Origin of the sequence: Streptomyces sp. NPDC005423 (genome assembly GCF_040606415.1) — a bacterium.
Classification (GTDB): domain Bacteria; phylum Actinomycetota; class Actinomycetes; order Streptomycetales; family Streptomycetaceae; genus Streptomyces.
Map to the genome: position 1 here is coordinate 19,276 of NZ_JBEXET010000001.1, position 15,645 is coordinate 34,920.

The following is a 15,645-nucleotide window of genomic DNA, read 5'->3' on the forward strand; positions in this document are numbered from 1 at the left end:
CAGCCTCCGTCACACTTCCCCACCCGCCAAACCACCCCGTACGCGTACCAATAGCCCCTCCCCCTTACCCCTCACCTACTTCCGTTACACAACCGACGGACAGCCGAGCGCATCCCGAAGGCTCTCTCGGACAACGCCGTGACAACCCCTCCGTAGCTTCATCCGTGTGCCGCTGGACCGAGCGGCGCGCAGTGACGGACAACCGGCAGCAGGCGGGTCGGAAACGGGGATGGAGGCGGTTGATCATGGCGCAGGACGAGGTGCTCGAATTCGAGGAGTACGTCCGCACCCGGCAGGACGCGCTGTTGCGCAGCGCCCGCCGGCTCGTACCGGACCCGGTCGACGCCCAGGACCTGCTCCAGACGGCGCTGGTACGGACGTACGGCCGCTGGGACGGCATCGCCGACAAGCGCCTCGCCGACGCCTACCTGCGCCGCGTCATGATCAACACGCGTACCGAGTGGTGGCGCGCCCGCAAGCTGGAGGAGGTCCCCACCGAGCAGCTGCCGGACGCGAGCGTGGACGACTCCACCGAGCAGCACGCGGACCGCGCCCTTCTTATGGACATCATGAAAGTTCTCGCACCGAAGCAGCGCAGTGTCGTCGTGCTGCGACACTGGGAGCAGATGTCCACGGAGGAGACGGCCGCCGCCCTCGGCATGTCGGCCGGTACGGTCAAGAGCACGCTGCACCGGGCGCTCGCCCGGCTCCGGGAGGAGCTGGAGGCCCGCGACCTGGACGCACGCGCGCTGGAGCGTGAGGAGCGGGAGCGTTGCGCGGCGTAACCGGCGCGGGGCCCTCGGTGGTCCGGGGGACCTTCCAGGCGGCGTTCGCGGTGGTGGCCGTGCTCGCCGCCCTCGGCCTGCTGGCGGCCGGCTGTGCCACCGGCGGCACCGGGGCGCGTGACGAGGGGCCCGCGCGCGCCGACACGGTGGCGGGCGCGGCGGCCGCCCCGTCGCCGGCTTCCTCGGGCGGCTCGGGCGCCATCGGCGCGTTCGAGGCGGTCAAGCTCGTCAAGGACGACCCCAAGGTCTCGGCCGCGGTCAAGCGGGAGCTGAAGCCGTGCGTCGCCGACGAGTACCCGGTCGACGTGTCCTACGGCACTCTCACCGGCGGCCCGGTCGACGACGTCGTCGTGAACGTGATGACGTGCGGGGACGCCGTGGGCATCGGGTCGTACGTGTATCGCGATCGGAGCGGCACGTACCAGAATGTGTTCCGCGCCGAGGAACCCCCGGTCTACGCGGAGATCGACCGCGGTGACCTGGTCGTCACCAAGCAGGTGTACGAGAAGGGCGACCCGGTGTCGAGCCCGTCGGGCGAGAACGTGATCACGTACAGCTGGACGGCGGGCCGCTTCACCGAGGAGTACACGACGCACAACGAGTACAGCAACGCGGTCGGCGGCGACGCGACGGCGCTGCCCGGCCACTGAGGCCGCGACCGGGCAGCCGTACGGACGCCCCCGACCGCTCGCGGACCGGCGGCGCACCCGGCCGGAAACCGTGAACCGATCACCGGCCCGGAACCGATGTACCAGTGAACGCGCGAGCCCGCTTGCGCGTCCACTCGAAGTGGCACGTCCACTCGGCGTGACGCGCGAACGACCCACACAAGGACTGAGAGCACCGGGATGGCAGACCAGACCCACGTCCTGTTCGTCGAGGACGACGACGTCATCCGCGAGGCCACCCAGCTCGCCCTGGAGCGGGACGGCTTCGCGGTCACGGCGATGCCCGACGGGCTGTCGGGCCTCGAGGCGTTCCGCGCGGACCGCCCCGACATCGCGCTGCTCGACGTGATGGTCCCGGGCCTGGACGGCGTCAGCCTGTGCCGCCGGATCCGCGACGACTCGACCGTCCCGGTGATCATGCTGTCGGCGCGCGCCGACTCCATCGACGTCGTCCTCGGCCTGGAGGCGGGCGCCGACGACTACGTCACCAAGCCGTTCGACGGCGCCGTCCTGGTCGCCCGGATCCGCGCCGTGCTGCGGCGCTTCGGGCACGCGAGCGGCGGCGACCGGTCGGAGGAGGCCGCCGCCCCCGTCGACGGCGGCCCGCTCACCTTCGGCGACCTGGAGATCGACACCGAGGGCATGGAGGTGCGCCGGGCCGGAGCGCCGGTGGCGCTGACCCCGACCGAGATGCGGCTGCTGCTGGAGTTCTCCTCGGCGCCGGGCACGGTCCTCTCCCGCGACAAGCTCCTGGAGCGGGTGTGGGACTACGGCTGGGGCGGCGACACCCGGGTCGTGGACGTCCATGTGCAGCGACTGCGTACCAAGATCGGCCAGGACCGTATCGAGACGGTCCGCGGCTTCGGCTACAAGTTGAAGGCCTGAGCGGGGTTATGCGGGGGTACTTTCGGCAGCTGGTCCCGGCCCGGATGGAACAGACGGGCATCCGCACCGGCGTGAGATGGAAGCTCAGCGCGGCCATCGCCCTGGTCGGCGCCCTGGTGGCGATCGCGCTGAGCCTGGTCGTGCACAACGCCGCCCGGGTCTCGATGCTGGACAACTCGCGCGACCTCGCGGTGGAGCGCGTCCAGATCGCCCAGCGCAACTACACCCTGTCCGGACGGCCGAACTTCCCCAACATCAACATCGACGACCCCAGGCTCCCGGCGGCCCTGCGGGAGAAGGTCGAGGCGGGCCGGATGGCGACGTACGTCACCGACCGGCCGCACGGCATACCGGACATCTGGGCCGCCGTACCGCTCAAGGACGGTCATGTGCTCTCCCTGCACACCGGGTTCACCGACCGCAGCACGGACATCCTGAAGGACCTCGACCAGGCGCTGGTGATCGGGTCCATCGCGGCCGTCCTCGGCGGCAGCGCGCTGGGTGTGCTGATCGGCGGCCAGTTGTCGCGCCGGCTGCGCAAGGCGGCCGCAGCGGCGAACCAGGTCGCCAAGGGCGAGACGGACGTACGGGTGCGGGACGCGATCGGCGGGGTGGTACGGGACGAGACCGACGACCTGGCGCGCGCGGTGGACGCGATGACCGACGCGCTCCAGCAGCGTCTTGAGGCGGAACGGCGGGTCACCGCCGACATCGCGCACGAGCTGCGCACCCCGGTGACGGGCCTGCTGACGGCGGCCGAGCTGCTGCCGCCGGGCCGTCCGACGGAGCTGGTCCTGGACCGCGCGAAGGCGATGCGCACCCTCGTCGAGGACGTGCTGGAGGTCGCCCGGCTCGACGGCGCCTCCGAGCGGGCGGAGTTGCAGGACATCATGCTGGGCGACTTCGTGAGCCGCCGGGTGGCGGCGAAGGACCCGGACGCCGTGGTGCACGTGGTGCACGAGTCGGAGGTCACCACCGACCCGCGCCGGCTGGAGCGGGTGCTGTTCAACCTGCTGGCCAACGCGGCCCGGCACGGCAGGCCGCCGATCGAGGTCTCGGTCGAGGGCCGGGTCATCCGGGTGCGGGACCACGGTCCCGGCTTCCCCGAGGAACTTCTCGCGGAGGGCCCGAGCCGTTTCCGTACCGGTAGCAAGGACCGCGCGGGCCACGGCCACGGGCTCGGTCTGACCATCGCGGCCGGCCAGGCCCGGGTGCTGGGCGCCCGTCTGACCTTCCGCAACGTACGGCCGGCCGGCGCCCCGGAGCACATCCCGGCGGAGGGCGCGGTCGCCGTCCTGTGGCTGCCGGAACACGCGCCGACGAGCACGGGCAGCTATCCGATGCTGCCGTAGCTGACGTACCTGCCGTCACTGCCGTAGCCGCCGGGCGTTCAAGCAGTTGCCGCCGGGCGGTCCGGCGGCGGTGCGGGCAGGGTGCGCCGGGCGTGAAGAAGGCCCCCGGGGCGGACACCCGCCGGGGGCCTTCGGCTCACTGTCGCCGCACTGTGCGGCGCGCGAGGTCAGACGGTCTCGGTCACCGGCGTACCCGACACCGGCTCCGTCTCGGCGTCACCCGCGCCCGGGGCGTCCTCCGGCTTCGGCCCCGCTCCCTTCAGCGGCACCTCCTTGACGAAGACCGCCGCGATCAGGGCGGCGATCGCCACCACGGAACCCAGCAGGAAGGCCGAGTGCGTACCGGCCGACACCGCGTGCTGGTAGGCCTCGCGGGCCGCCGCCGGCAGCTTGGCCAGGCTCGCCGCGTCCAGCTGGGCGGACTGCTCGGTCATCTTGGAGCCCAGCGCGCCGGCCCGCTCGGCCATGACGTCCTGGACCCGGTGGTTGAACAGGGCGCCCATGATGGCGACACCGAAGGAGGAGCCGAGCGTCCGGAACAGGGTGGTCGTCGAGGAGGCGACGCCCATGTCCTTCATCTGCACGCTGTTCTGCGCCACCAGCATGGTGATCTGCATCAGGCAGCCCATGCCGAGACCGACGACGGCCATGAAGACACCGGACATGAACCGGGTCGTACCGGTGTCCATGGTCGACAGCAGGTACAGACCGACGATCATCAGCACACTGCCGGCCAGCGGGAACACCTTGTAGCGGCCGGTGTTGGTGGTCACCCGGCCGGCCACCATCGAGGTCACCAGCATCGCGCCGAGCATCGGCAGGAGCAGCAGACCCGAGTTGGTCGCGGACGCGCCCTGCACCGACTGCTGGTAGAGCGGCAGGAAGAGCGTTGCGCCGAACATCACGAAGCCGGTGATGAAGCCGATGATCGACATCAGGGTGAAGTTGCGGTTGCGGAAGATGTGCAGCGGTACGACCGGTTCGGCGGCCCTGGTCTGCCAGAAGACGAACCCGACGAGCGCGGCGACGCCGATCCCGATCAGCTCCATGATCCGCGCCGACGACCAGGCGTACTGCGAGCCGCCCCACGTGGTGACGAGCACGATGGAGGTGATGCCGAGGGTCAGCAGTCCGGCGCCGAGGTAGTCGATCCGCGCCTCGGACCGCTTCTTCGGCAGGTGCAGTACGACACTGATCGCGGCGAGCGCGATCACGCCGAGCGGCAGGTTGATGTAGAAGGACCAGCGCCAGCCCCAGTTGTCCGTGATGGTGCCGCCGACCAGCGGTCCGCCGATCATCGCGAGCGCCATGACGCCGGCCATCATGCCCTGGTACTTGCCCCGCTCACGCGGCGGGATCAGATCGCCGATGATCGCCATGACGCCGACCATCAGACCGCCGGCGCCGAGGCCCTGGATGGCCCGGAAGCCGATCAGCTGTCCCATGTTCTGCGCCATGCCGCTCAGCGCGGAACCGGCCAGGAAGATCACGATCGAGGTCATGAAGGCGCCCTTGCGCCCGTACATGTCGCCGAGCTTGCCCCACAGCGGGGTCGAGCTGGCGGTCGCGAGCGTGTACGCGGTCACGACCCAGGAGAGGTGCTCCAGGCCGCCCAGCTCCCCGACGATCGTCGGCATCGCCGTGCCCACGATCATGTTGTCCAGCATCGCGAGCATCATCGTGATCATCAGCGCGAGCAGGACGACCCGCACGCTCCTGGGCTGCTTGCCGGTGTCCCCCGGCCCGGTGTCGACCGTCTGTGTGTCCGCCATGGTTCCCACTCCCCTAGTACTGCCTCCGGCCGGCTACTTACTTGCCGACCGGCTAGTTGACTACACTAGGGAAAGTAGACCCGTAACTAGCCGGGCGTCAAGTAAGTTTGCTTGAGCGTGAGACGAATGGGCGGCACCATGGACGGCACCAAGCGGCAACGCCGCGGAGACACCCGTCAGCGCATCCAGGACGTGGCGCTCGAACTCTTCGCCGGACAGGGCTACGAGAAGACCTCGCTGCGCGAGATCGCCGAGCATCTGGACGTCACCAAGGCGGCGCTCTACTACCACTTCAAGACCAAGGAAGAGATCCTCGTCAGCGCCTTCGACGACCTGACGCAGCCGATCGAGGACCTGATCGAGTGGGGCAGGGACCAGCCTCACACCCTGGAGACCAAGCAGGAGATCGTCCGCCGCTACAGCGACTGCCTGGCCGGCGCCAGCCCGCTCTTCCGCTTCATGCAGGAGAACCAGGCGACGGTACGGGAACTGCGCATCGGCGAGCGGTTCAAGGACCGTATGCGCGGACTGCGTGAGATCGTCATCGACCCGGAGGCGGACCTGGTCGCCCAGGTCCGCTGCGTCAGCGCGATCTTCACCCTGCACGCCGGGATGTTCGCCGTCCAGGAGCTGGAGGGCGAGACCGAGGAGAAGCGCAAGGCGGTCCTGGAGGTCGCGACCGACCTGATCACCCAGGCCCACGCGTCCAGCAGGGCGTCCTAGACCACGGACGCCAGGGTCAGACCGTCACGCCCTTGGCGTGCAGGAAGGCGACCGGGTCGATGGCCGAGCCGTAGTTCGGGGTCGTACGGATCTCGAAGTGCAGGTGCGGTCCGGTGGAGTTGCCGGTGCTGCCCGACAGGGCGATGTGCTGGCCGGTGCCGACGACCTGGCCGACCTGGACGTCGATGCGCGAGAGGTGGGCGTACTGCGAGTAGGTGCCGTTGGCGTGCTTGATGACTATGGCGTTGCCGTACGCCGGGCCGTCACCGGCGCCGTTCGGGCCGGCCTTGACGACGGTCCCGCCGTGCGCGGCGGCGACCGGGGTCCCGCTGGGTACGGCGAAGTCCTGGCCACTGTGGGTGGACTGCCACCTGCTGCCCGCCTGGTTGAACTTCGCGGACAGGGTGTACTTCTTCACCGGGTCGACCCAGGAAGCGGCCTTCTTGGCGACGGCGGCCTTCTTGGCGGCGGCCTTCACGGCCTGGGCGGTCTTCGCGGTCTTCGCGGTCTTCGCCGCCTTCGCCTGGGCGGCGGCCTGCGCCTGCACGGCGGTGGCCGCGCTGCTCGCCGACGTGGCGTCGGCAGCGGTCGCGACCCCGGCACCCAGCGCGACGGACACTCCCAGTCCGGCGGCCAGGACGGCGGCGCGGGTGCGGAGCGGAGACGTACGGGAGGAGCGGGACGGGACGCGCTGGAACATCTGAACCTCACGAGGACGGGGACAAGGGGAACCACCCGGCGCAACTGCTGACCGCCGGATGGCACACCCCTTGGTAACTCCTGAACCCCTTTTCGCCCAAAACGCCCATCTACTGCCAAACTTAGTATCAAGTCGCAAAACTTCGGCCTTCTTGACAGGGCACGCATACCGCTCAAAGGCCTTGAGTCCAGGCGATTTTCCTGCCGTTATCGCCGCCCATCAACCGGTCTGTCCGGTTTTGACGGGCCCCTAACCGCGCTAGTACCGGCTCCGTCGGCTGTGCGGCTTGTCACCGGGCGCCGGGATCTCGTACCGACGGCTCCGCGGCGGATGGTGACGCAGGTCTCGCCCGCCCCACCGTCCAGTCACCCGCCGGTTCGCCGCCCGGCGGCTCCCGCCCAGCGACGCTGCCCCAGGACATCGGCAGCGCACCCGCGCGAGAGGACTCGCGACAACTGGCCGTCGTGGTCCGGGAGTTCGCAGGTCTTCTCCCTGCCGTACCCGCAGCGCGCCAACGATCACCGCGAACATCGGCCACAGCGCCACCGACCTGTCCGGCGGCCACTCCGAGGAGACCTACGAACTCCCGGACTCCCGGACTCCCGGACTACGACGGCCGGTTGTCGCGTAGGCGGGCGGGGCTCCCCCGTTCTCACGAAGACGCCCGCGCGCTCTCGCGAACGCCGAAGGGGCCGTCACGGAACCGAAGTTCCGTGACGGCCCCTTGGCCAGGCGCGCCCTTGCGGGCTACGCCTCCTTGCTCAGGTTGGGACCGGCGCCGCCGGCCGCCTGCTCGATCGGCGGGACGTCGGGCAGAGCCGACTTCTCCTCGCCGCGGAAGGTGAAGGCCTTGGTCTCGCCCTCGCCCTCCGTGTCGACGACCACGATGTGGCCGGGACGCAGCTCGCCGAAGAGGATCTTCTCGGAGAGCGTGTCCTCGATCTCGCGCTGGATCGTGCGGCGCAGCGGCCGGGCGCCCAGCACGGGGTCGTAGCCCTTCTTGGACAGCAGGTCCTTCGCGGCCTGGGAGAGCTCGATGCCCATGTCCCGGTCCTTGAGGCGCTCGTCCACCTTGCCGACCATCAGGTCGACGATCTTGAGGATGTCCTCCTGCGTGAGCTGCGGGAAGACGACCACGTCGTCGACACGGTTGAGGAACTCGGGGCGGAAGTGCTGCTTGAGCTCGTCCGAGACCTTGTTCTTCATGCGCTCGTAGTTGGACTTGGTGTCACCCGTGGCCGCGAAGCCCAGGTTGAAGCCCTTGGAGATGTCCCGGGTGCCGAGGTTGGTCGTCATGATGATGACCGTGTTCTTGAAGTCCACGACCCGGCCCTGGGAGTCGGTCAGGCGACCGTCCTCCAGGATCTGCAGCAGCGAGTTGAAGATGTCCGGGTGGGCCTTCTCGACCTCGTCGAAGAGGACGACCGAGAACGGCTTGCGGCGCACCTTCTCCGTCAGCTGACCGCCCTCCTCGTAGCCCACGTAGCCGGGGGGCGAACCGAAGAGCCGCGACACCGTGTGCTTCTCGCTGAACTCCGACATGTCGAGGGAGATCAGCGCGTCCTCGTCACCGAAGAGGAACTCGGCGAGGGCCTTGGACAGTTCGGTCTTTCCGACACCGGACGGGCCCGCGAAAATGAACGAGCCACCGGGGCGCTTCGGGTCCTTCAGACCGGCACGCGTACGGCGGATCGCCTTCGAGAGCGCCTTGACGGCGTCCTTCTGGCCGATGACCCGCTTGTGCAGCTCGTCCTCCATGCGCAGCAGACGCGAGGACTCCTCCTCGGTCAGCTTGAAGACCGGGATGCCGGTGGCGGTCGCGAGGACCTCGGCGATCAGCTCGCCGTCGACCTCGGCGACGACGTCCATGTCGCCGGCCTTCCACTCCTTCTCCCGCTTGGCCTTGGCGGCCAGGAGCTGCTTCTCCTTGTCGCGGAGGGAGGCGGCCTTCTCGAAGTCCTGCGAGTCGATCGCGGACTCCTTGTCGCGGCGGACGCCGGCGATCTTCTCGTCGAACTCGCGCAGGTCCGGCGGCGCGGTCATCCGGCGGATACGCATCCGGGAACCGGCCTCGTCGATCAGGTCGATCGCCTTGTCGGGGAGGAAGCGGTCCGAGATGTACCGGTCGGCCAGGGTGGCGGCCTGGACCAGCGCCTCGTCCGTGATGGAGACACGGTGGTGCGCCTCGTACCGGTCGCGCAGACCCTTGAGGATCTCGATGGTGTGCGGCAGGGACGGCTCGGCGACCTGGATGGGCTGGAAGCGGCGCTCGAGGGCGGCGTCCTTCTCCAGGTGCTTGCGGTACTCGTCCAGCGTGGTCGCACCGATGGTCTGCAGCTCACCGCGGGCCAGCATCGGCTTCAGGATCGAAGCGGCGTCGATGGCGCCCTCGGCGGCACCCGCACCGACCAGCGTGTGCAGCTCGTCGATGAACAGGATGATGTCGCCGCGGGTGCGGATCTCCTTGAGGACCTTCTTGAGGCGCTCCTCGAAGTCACCGCGGTAGCGGGAGCCGGCGACCAGCGCGCCGAGGTCGAGGGTGTAGAGGTGCTTGTCCTTGAGGGTCTCGGGCACCTCGCCCTTGACGATGGCCTGGGCGAGGCCCTCGACGACGGCGGTCTTGCCGACGCCGGGCTCACCGATCAGCACGGGGTTGTTCTTCGTACGGCGGGACAGCACCTGCATGACCCGCTCGATCTCCTTCTCGCGCCCGATGACCGGGTCGAGCTTGGATTCACGAGCGGCCTGAGTGAGGTTCCGGCCGAACTGGTCGAGGACCAGGGACGTCGAGGGGGTGCCCTCCGCAGGGCCGCCGGCGGTGGCGGTCTCCTTGCCCTGGTAACCCGAGAGCAGCTGGATCACCTGCTGCCGCACCCGGTTGAGGTCGGCGCCCAGCTTGACCAGGACCTGGGCGGCGACGCCCTCGCCCTCACGGATCAGGCCGAGCAGGATGTGCTCCGTGCCGATGTAGTTGTGGCCCAGCTGAAGGGCCTCGCGGAGCGACAGCTCCAGGACCTTCTTGGCACGGGGGGTGAAGGGGATGTGACCGGACGGCGCCTGCTGGCCCTGTCCGATGATCTCCTCCACCTGCTGGCGGACCGCCTCAAGCGAAATGCCGAGGCTCTCCAGGGCCTTTGCGGCGACACCCTCACCCTCGTGGATCAGGCCCAGGAGGATGTGCTCGGTGCCGATGTAGTTGTGGTTGAGCATCCGGGCTTCTTCCTGAGCCAGGACGACAACCCGCCGCGCGCGGTCGGTGAACCTCTCGAACATCGTTAATCGCTCCTCAGAGCGGTCAGGCAGTAAGGGGACGCTCCCCTCCCTGTCCTTCCGCAGCTTAGTCCCGCAAGCGGGGACCGCTCATTCCAACTGCCGACACCGGACCGAGAACCAACACTGCCTCCTGACCGCGAACGCCGACATCTGCTTCAACCCGATGGTGCGAGACGATGTTCCCGCAGGCCAGGCTGTTACCCCCGTCATCGGTACGCCGATGGCGAACGTGAGACGCCCTTTTCTGCGTGTCGCCCCCTCCCACTAGGGATTGTCTTACCCGCGGGGACTGACACTCCATGCCGTGCGCACCCGTTCCCTCCGCTACGGGCGAACAAGCCGCCGCCGCAATGGGCTCCCGGAGACTCCCGCATTGGTCACCGCGCGCAATCGGGCGAGTACGCAACGTAACTCCGGTGCCTTTCCGGCCGTTTCGCAGGGCATGGCCGGCACCGTTTCCTCAGTCACCTCGGTTCCCCTCCCCCCTCGTCCGTCCGGTTCCGCCGGAGACGCCCGGCGGTGGTATGAGAACGAACTGGGGTGGCCGACCGTGCCCGGAGAACCGTTGCGGCTGGTCACGGGGGTGCGGTTCGACGTCCTGGACGTGCCGGCCGAGGCGGGGCGGGCGGCGCTGACGCGGCTGGGACCCGGCTCGCCCGTGGCGGTGCGGGGCGGGCGGATGCGGCTGCTGGTCGCCGCGGGCAGCGCGGAGGAACTGCCGGGGCTGCTGCGGTGGCTGGAGTGGGGCGCGCTGGCGCTCGACGTGGTGGCACTCGGCGCGGGCGGGCGCATGACCGCGCCACCGCCCCCGCGGCTCCGGTCCGACGAAGGGCGGGAGCTTCCCCCGGGGCGCTCCCGTCCCTTGCAGGGGGCCGCCGGCTGGCTGCGGCCCCCCGAGCCGGGGTGCGAGGTGGAAACCTCGCTGCCGACACTGTCGGCCATGGGGGGCCTTGGGGGCGCCCCCGATCTCGTACGACTCGTGGACACGGTGGCCGCTCATTGCCACCGGATCCGGCTGCGGCGCCTGTGCGCTCAGCCGTTGGCCTGCTCGTAGGCCTCGCGAATGGCCGCGGGAACTCGGCCGCGGTCGTTGACGTCGTGACCGTTCTCCTTGGCCCAGGCGCGGATGAGCGCGGTGTCCTGGCTGCCACCGGAAGCGGCGCGCGCCTTTCCACGGCCGCCCGCGGAACGGCCGCCGGTACGGCGCCCGCCCTTCACGTAAGGGTCGAGAAGGCCACGGAGCTTGTCCGCATTCGCGGTGGTGAGATCGATCTCGTACGTCTTGCCGTCCAGTGCGAACGTCACCGTCTCGTCCGCCTCGCCGCCGTCGAGGTCGTCGACAAGAAGGACCTGAACCTTCTGTGCCACTGGATTTCCTTTCATCGATAACTCAGGGACCCGTGGTCCGCGGCGTCCGCCGTTTCCCGTCCCCTGTTATATGCAGTACTGCAGTACGTCGGAAAGCAAACCGCTTTTGCGGGAAAAACACAAACCCCTGGGAGAGGCGGACCAGGAGACCGGCGGAAGGACCGGCCTCCTCCCCTGTCGGGAAACATGTGCGTTTCGGACATAGGGAACCGGGGCAGGGGTGCGCGACCGAATTGGGGGCGGCGATCACAGATGCAGAAGCATCCGGCTGTTGCCCAAGGTGTTCGGTTTCACCCGTTCGAGGCCGAGGAACTCCGCCACGCCCTCGTCATAGGAACGCAACAGCTCCGCGTAGACATCGGTGTCCACGGGTGTCTCACCGATCTCCACGAAGCCGTGCTTCCCGAAGAAGTCGACTTCGAAGGTGAGACAGAAAACCCGCCCGACTCCCAGCCAGCGCGCCGTGTCCAGCAACTTGGCCAGCAACTGATGTCCCACGCCGGCGCCCTTCAGACCGGGCTTCACGGCGAGAGTGCGGACTTCCGCGAGGTCTTCCCACATCACGTGCAGCGCGCCGCAGCCGACCACTTCGGCACCGGCTCCGGTCTCCCGTTCGGCCACCCAGAACTCCTGGATGTCCTCGTAAAGGGTCACGGTCGCTTTGTCGAGCAGGATACGGCCGCGGACGTACGCGTCGAGGAGTCCGCGCACCGCCGGGACATCGCCGGTCCGGGCCCGGCGTACGGTGATGGCTTTTGCGGTGACTTCGGGGTGCTCTGCTGACATGAGCGGACGCTATCGCCCGGTCTCGTCCGGTCCTGAGCCGGGGTTCTCGGCACCCACGGCGGGTTCCGGCGTTTCCGGTCCCTGGACCATGCGGACGGCGTCCCGCAGGGCATGCCGCTGTTCGTCGCTCATCATGCCGAAGAAGGCGACGAGAGCGGCGGCGGGGTTGTCGCTGTGGGACCAGGCGTCGTTCATCAGGGCGGCCGCGTACGCGGCTCGTGTGGAGACCGCCTCATATCGATAGGCCCGGCCTTCCGCCTCCCGGCGTACCCAGCCCTTCTGATGAAGATTGTCCAGAACGGTCATCACCGTGGTGTACGCGATCGTCCGTTCCCGCTGGAGGTCTTCCAGGACTTCTCGAACGGTCACCGGGCGGTTCCACTTCCACACCCGCGTCATGACCGCGTCTTCGAGTTCTCCCAATGGGCGAGGCACGCTCAGAACAATAGTGGAAACGGAACAAAAAGGGCGTACGACTCGGAAAGCACGCGTGTGCGTGCGCGAGTCGTACGCCCTGGCGGCGGTGCCGGGAGGGAAGGCTCAGGCGTCGTTCCGCGCGGGGGCCTGGCGGGCGCTCTCCGCGCGGGCGAGGGCAGCGTCGACGGCCGCGTCCTCCTTGGCCTTGTTGGCACCGCCCTGGGTCTTCACGATCACCCTGATCAGGAAGATGAAGAACGCGGCCATCACGACCGGGGGCACGAGCGCGGAGACATAGTCCATGCCGTCCAGAGTAGCCACGATCCCCGGGGCGTACGGGACGGGGTGGCTCAGCCGGCGGCGAGTTGCTGCGGGGGGTTCGTCGCGGGTGGGGCCGGTTTGCGCCGGGGGAAGACCTCGCCGGGGGTGGGAATGGGCCGGTCGGGCTTCGGGGCGTCCGGGGCGGGTCCGGGCGCGGGCCGCTCGCCGGGCTTCCCGGCGGGCCGCCGCACAGGCTCCTTGCCGTCCTCTCCGACGGCCGCCGGGCCCGCTGCCGAGAGACCCCCGGGGAGGGCCTGGAGGCGGGTTCTGGAGGCGGGGACGGTCGGGGCGGCCGCCAGGCCCCCGCGGGTGGTACCGCGCGCCAGACGGGCGCGTACGTCGTGTTCCGCGAGGGTCAGGCACCGGTCCAGGAGGGCGGCGGCGGACGGGTTGCCGCGCAGGGCGCGCAGCGCGGCCAGGTCGTCGGGGCCGGGGCGGTGGCCGGCGGCCAGCGTCTCCTCCAGGAGGGTGAGGTAGCCGGCGGCGGTGCCGGGCAGGGCGGCGCGGTACCGGGCGAGGTCGGCCACCAGGAAGGCGCGCAGCCGGGCGCCCTCGCGCACCGTCTCGTCGAGCGATCCGGCGAGCCGGAGGCAGTCCTTGACATCCTCGGCCGTGGCGGTTCGGGGCTGGAGGGCGAGGGCGAGAGCGCGGCGGAGCACACGCAGCTCCTCCGCGCCGAACGCCATGCCGCCGCGGGATCCGTATGGCGTGGGCATGCTGCGACGATACGCGCTAATCAGACAAACCCGACATAACAGTCGGGTGTGGCGCGGGGTTTTCGCCCGCGGCGGCCCTCACCGCCGGTCGGGCGCCCGTCACATCCGGGCCACGTTCCGCTCGTAGACCAGCCGGAGGCCGATCAGCGTCAGCCAGGGCTCGTGCTCGTCGATCACCGAGGACTCGCCCAGCACCATCGGAGCCAGGCCGCCGGTCGCGATCACCGTCACGTCCTCGGGTTCGTCCGCCAGCTCGCGCGTCATCCGGGTCACGACACCGTCGACCTGGCCGGCGAACCCGTAGACGATGCCCGCCTGCATCGCCTCGACGGTGTTCTTGCCGATCACGCTGCGCGGCCGGGCCACCTCGATCTTCCGCAGCTGCGCGCCCTTCACGCCGAGCGCCTCGACCGAGATCTCGATGCCCGGGGCGATGACGCCGCCGATGTACTCCCCGCGCGCGGAGACCGCGTCGAAGGTCGTCGCGGTGCCGAAGTCCACCACGATCGCCGGACCGCCGTAGAGCTCCACCGCGGCGACGGCGTTGATGATGCGGTCCGCGCCGACCTCCTTGGGGTTGTCGGTGAGGATCGGGACGCCCGTCTTGACGCCGGGCTCGACGAGGACGGCGGGCACGTCGCCGTAGTAGCGGCGGGTCACCTCGCGCAGTTCGTGCAGCACGGAGGGGACGGTCGCGCAGATGGCGATGCCGTCGATGCCGTCCCCCAGCTCCTCGCCGAGAAGCGGGTGCATGCCCATCAACCCCTGGAGCAGCACGGCCAGTTCGTCGGCGGTACGGCGGGCGTCGGTGGAGATGCGCCAGTGCTCGACGATCTCCTCGCCGTCGAAGAGACCCAGCACGGTGTGCGTGTTGCCCACGTCGATCGTGAGGAGCATGGCTACTCCGCTTCCCGGAGGTCGAGACCGATGTCCAGGATCGGCGCGGAGTGGGTCAGGGCACCCACGGCGAGGTAGTCCACCCCGGTGTCGGCGTACGCCTTCGCGGTCGCCAGGGTGAGCCGCCCCGACGCCTCCAGGAGCGCGCGGCCCGCCACGAGGGCGACGGCCTCGCCGCACTCGTCGGGCGTGAAGTTGTCCAGCAGGATCAGGTCGGCGCCCGCGTCCAGGACCTCGCGCAGCTGGTGCAGGGTGTCCACCTCGACCTCGATCGGCACGTCCGGGAACGTCTCCCGTACGGCCTCGAAGGCCTGGGCCACACCGCCGGCGGCGACCACGTGGTTGTCCTTGACCAGGGCCGCGTCCGACAGGGACATACGGTGGTTGACCCCGCCGCCGCAACGGACCGCGAACTTCTCCAGGGAGCGCAGTCCGGGCGTCGTCTTACGGGTGTCGCGCACCTTGGTCCTCGTGCCCTCCAGGACGTCCGCCCACGCGCGCGTGGCGGTCGCGACGCCGGAGAGACGGCACAGGAGGTTCAGCGCGCTGCGCTCGGCGGTCAGCAGGTCACGGGTGCGCGTGGTGACCGACAGGAGCTTCTGGCCGGCCTCCACCCGATCGCCGTCCTCCACGTGCCGCTCGACCTCGAACTCGTCGGTGCAGACCACGGAGACGACCGCCTCGGCGACCCTGAGGCCCGCCACGACGCCGGCCTCGCGCGCGGTGAAGTCGGCGGTCGCCACGGCCTCCTCGGGGATGGTCGCGACCGTCGTCACGTCCACGCCGTGGTCCAGGTCCTCCTGGATGGCCAGGTTGGCGATGTCCTCGACCTCGACGGGGTCGAGTCCGGCGTCCGCCAGCAGCTGGGCGAGCGCGGGGTCGAGACCGCACTCCAGGTAGGTCTCGTCGGTGTCCGCGCCGCAGGCGCAGCCGTCGCCGCAGCCACCGCTCGAAACGAGGGGAAGGTCGGGTGTGCTCACTT

Annotated in this window: 16 protein-coding genes; 6 read left to right on the plus strand and 10 right to left on the minus strand. The window is 69.8% G+C overall.

The features are described from left to right. Window positions 1-245: 245 nt before the first annotated feature. The 4 genes from ABZT12_RS00085 (at window position 246) to cseC (ending at window position 3,690) form a co-directional block, all read left to right on the plus strand. Window positions 246-785 carry a SigE family RNA polymerase sigma factor gene (locus tag ABZT12_RS00085; protein ID WP_356374678.1) on the plus strand — a complete coding sequence of 180 codons (540 nt, stop codon included), beginning with the start codon at window positions 246-248 and terminating at the stop codon, window positions 783-785. Further along, a complete protein-coding gene (locus ABZT12_RS00090; protein WP_356374681.1) occupies window positions 773-1,435 on the plus strand; it encodes a hypothetical protein in 663 nt (220 codons plus the stop codon). The genes ABZT12_RS00085 and ABZT12_RS00090 overlap by 13 nt, the downstream gene beginning before the upstream one ends. 198 nt (window positions 1,436-1,633) lie before the next feature. Further along, window positions 1,634-2,338, plus strand: a complete 705-nt coding sequence (cseB, locus tag ABZT12_RS00095; protein ID WP_356374684.1) for a two-component system response regulator CseB — start codon at window positions 1,634-1,636, stop codon at window positions 2,336-2,338. Between the two features lie 8 nt (window positions 2,339-2,346). Further along, window positions 2,347-3,690 (plus strand): two-component system sensor histidine kinase CseC, encoded by a 1,344-nt coding sequence (gene cseC / locus ABZT12_RS00100; protein WP_356374687.1) that lies wholly within the window; start codon window positions 2,347-2,349, stop codon window positions 3,688-3,690. Window positions 3,691-3,857: 167 nt separating this feature from the next. On the opposite strand, the gene ABZT12_RS00105 is transcribed toward cseC, so the two are convergent. After that, window positions 3,858-5,462: an MDR family MFS transporter gene (locus ABZT12_RS00105; protein ID WP_356374690.1), complete on the minus strand. Its 1,605-nt coding sequence runs from the start codon at window positions 5,460-5,462 to the stop codon at window positions 3,858-3,860. A 126-nt stretch (window positions 5,463-5,588) separates the two neighbouring features. Here ABZT12_RS00105 and ABZT12_RS00110 point away from each other — a divergent pair, with 126 nt between their 5' ends. Continuing rightward, window positions 5,589-6,185 carry a TetR/AcrR family transcriptional regulator gene (locus ABZT12_RS00110; protein ID WP_356376636.1) on the plus strand — a complete coding sequence of 199 codons (597 nt, stop codon included), beginning with the start codon at window positions 5,589-5,591 and terminating at the stop codon, window positions 6,183-6,185. 16 nt (window positions 6,186-6,201) lie between these two features. Here ABZT12_RS00110 and ABZT12_RS00115 read toward each other — a convergent pair whose 3' ends face one another. Together ABZT12_RS00115 and ABZT12_RS00120 are read right to left on the minus strand one after the other, a co-directional pair. Further along, window positions 6,202-6,885 carry a M23 family metallopeptidase gene (locus ABZT12_RS00115; protein WP_356374694.1) on the minus strand — a complete coding sequence of 228 codons (684 nt, stop codon included), beginning with the start codon at window positions 6,883-6,885 and terminating at the stop codon, window positions 6,202-6,204. 747 nt (window positions 6,886-7,632) lie between these two features. Further along, on the minus strand, window positions 7,633-10,158 hold the full coding sequence (locus ABZT12_RS00120) for an ATP-dependent Clp protease ATP-binding subunit (protein ID WP_356374697.1): 2,526 nt from the start codon (window positions 10,156-10,158) through the stop codon (window positions 7,633-7,635). A gap of 442 nt (window positions 10,159-10,600) precedes the next feature. On the opposite strand from ABZT12_RS00120, the gene ABZT12_RS00125 reads away from it, so the two are divergent. Next, entirely contained in the window at window positions 10,601-11,212 is a 612-nt protein-coding gene (locus ABZT12_RS00125; protein WP_356374700.1) for an SCO3374 family protein, read from the plus strand. On the opposite strand, the gene ABZT12_RS00130 is transcribed toward ABZT12_RS00125, so the two are convergent. From ABZT12_RS00130 to nadC, 7 genes are all read right to left on the minus strand, one after another. Beyond that, the gene (locus ABZT12_RS00130; RefSeq protein ID WP_356374703.1) at window positions 11,191-11,526 is read right to left on the minus strand and encodes an Lsr2 family protein; all 336 of its coding nucleotides are present in this window, start codon (window positions 11,524-11,526) and stop codon (window positions 11,191-11,193) included. The genes ABZT12_RS00125 and ABZT12_RS00130 overlap by 22 nt on opposite strands. Before the next feature lie 246 nt (window positions 11,527-11,772). After that, window positions 11,773-12,312, minus strand: coding sequence for an amino-acid N-acetyltransferase (locus ABZT12_RS00135; protein WP_356374706.1), 540 nt, complete (start codon window positions 12,310-12,312; stop codon window positions 11,773-11,775). Between the two features lie 9 nt (window positions 12,313-12,321). Further along, complete coding sequence (locus tag ABZT12_RS00140; protein ID WP_356374709.1) at window positions 12,322-12,747, minus strand: BlaI/MecI/CopY family transcriptional regulator; 426 nt, start codon at window positions 12,745-12,747, stop codon at window positions 12,322-12,324. Between the two features lie 105 nt (window positions 12,748-12,852). Then, window positions 12,853-13,032 (minus strand): hypothetical protein, encoded by a 180-nt coding sequence (locus tag ABZT12_RS00145; RefSeq protein ID WP_356374713.1) that lies wholly within the window; start codon window positions 13,030-13,032, stop codon window positions 12,853-12,855. 47 nt (window positions 13,033-13,079) lie between these two features. Beyond that, window positions 13,080-13,736, minus strand: coding sequence for a hypothetical protein (locus ABZT12_RS00150; protein ID WP_356376639.1), 657 nt, complete (start codon window positions 13,734-13,736; stop codon window positions 13,080-13,082). A 129-nt stretch (window positions 13,737-13,865) separates the two neighbouring features. Next, window positions 13,866-14,663 (minus strand): type III pantothenate kinase, encoded by a 798-nt coding sequence (locus ABZT12_RS00155; protein ID WP_356374716.1) that lies wholly within the window; start codon window positions 14,661-14,663, stop codon window positions 13,866-13,868. A gap of 2 nt (window positions 14,664-14,665) precedes the next feature. Then, on the minus strand, window positions 14,666-15,643 hold the full coding sequence (gene nadC / locus ABZT12_RS00160) for a carboxylating nicotinate-nucleotide diphosphorylase (RefSeq protein ID WP_356374719.1): 978 nt from the start codon (window positions 15,641-15,643) through the stop codon (window positions 14,666-14,668). Window positions 15,644-15,645: the final 2 nt, after the last annotated feature.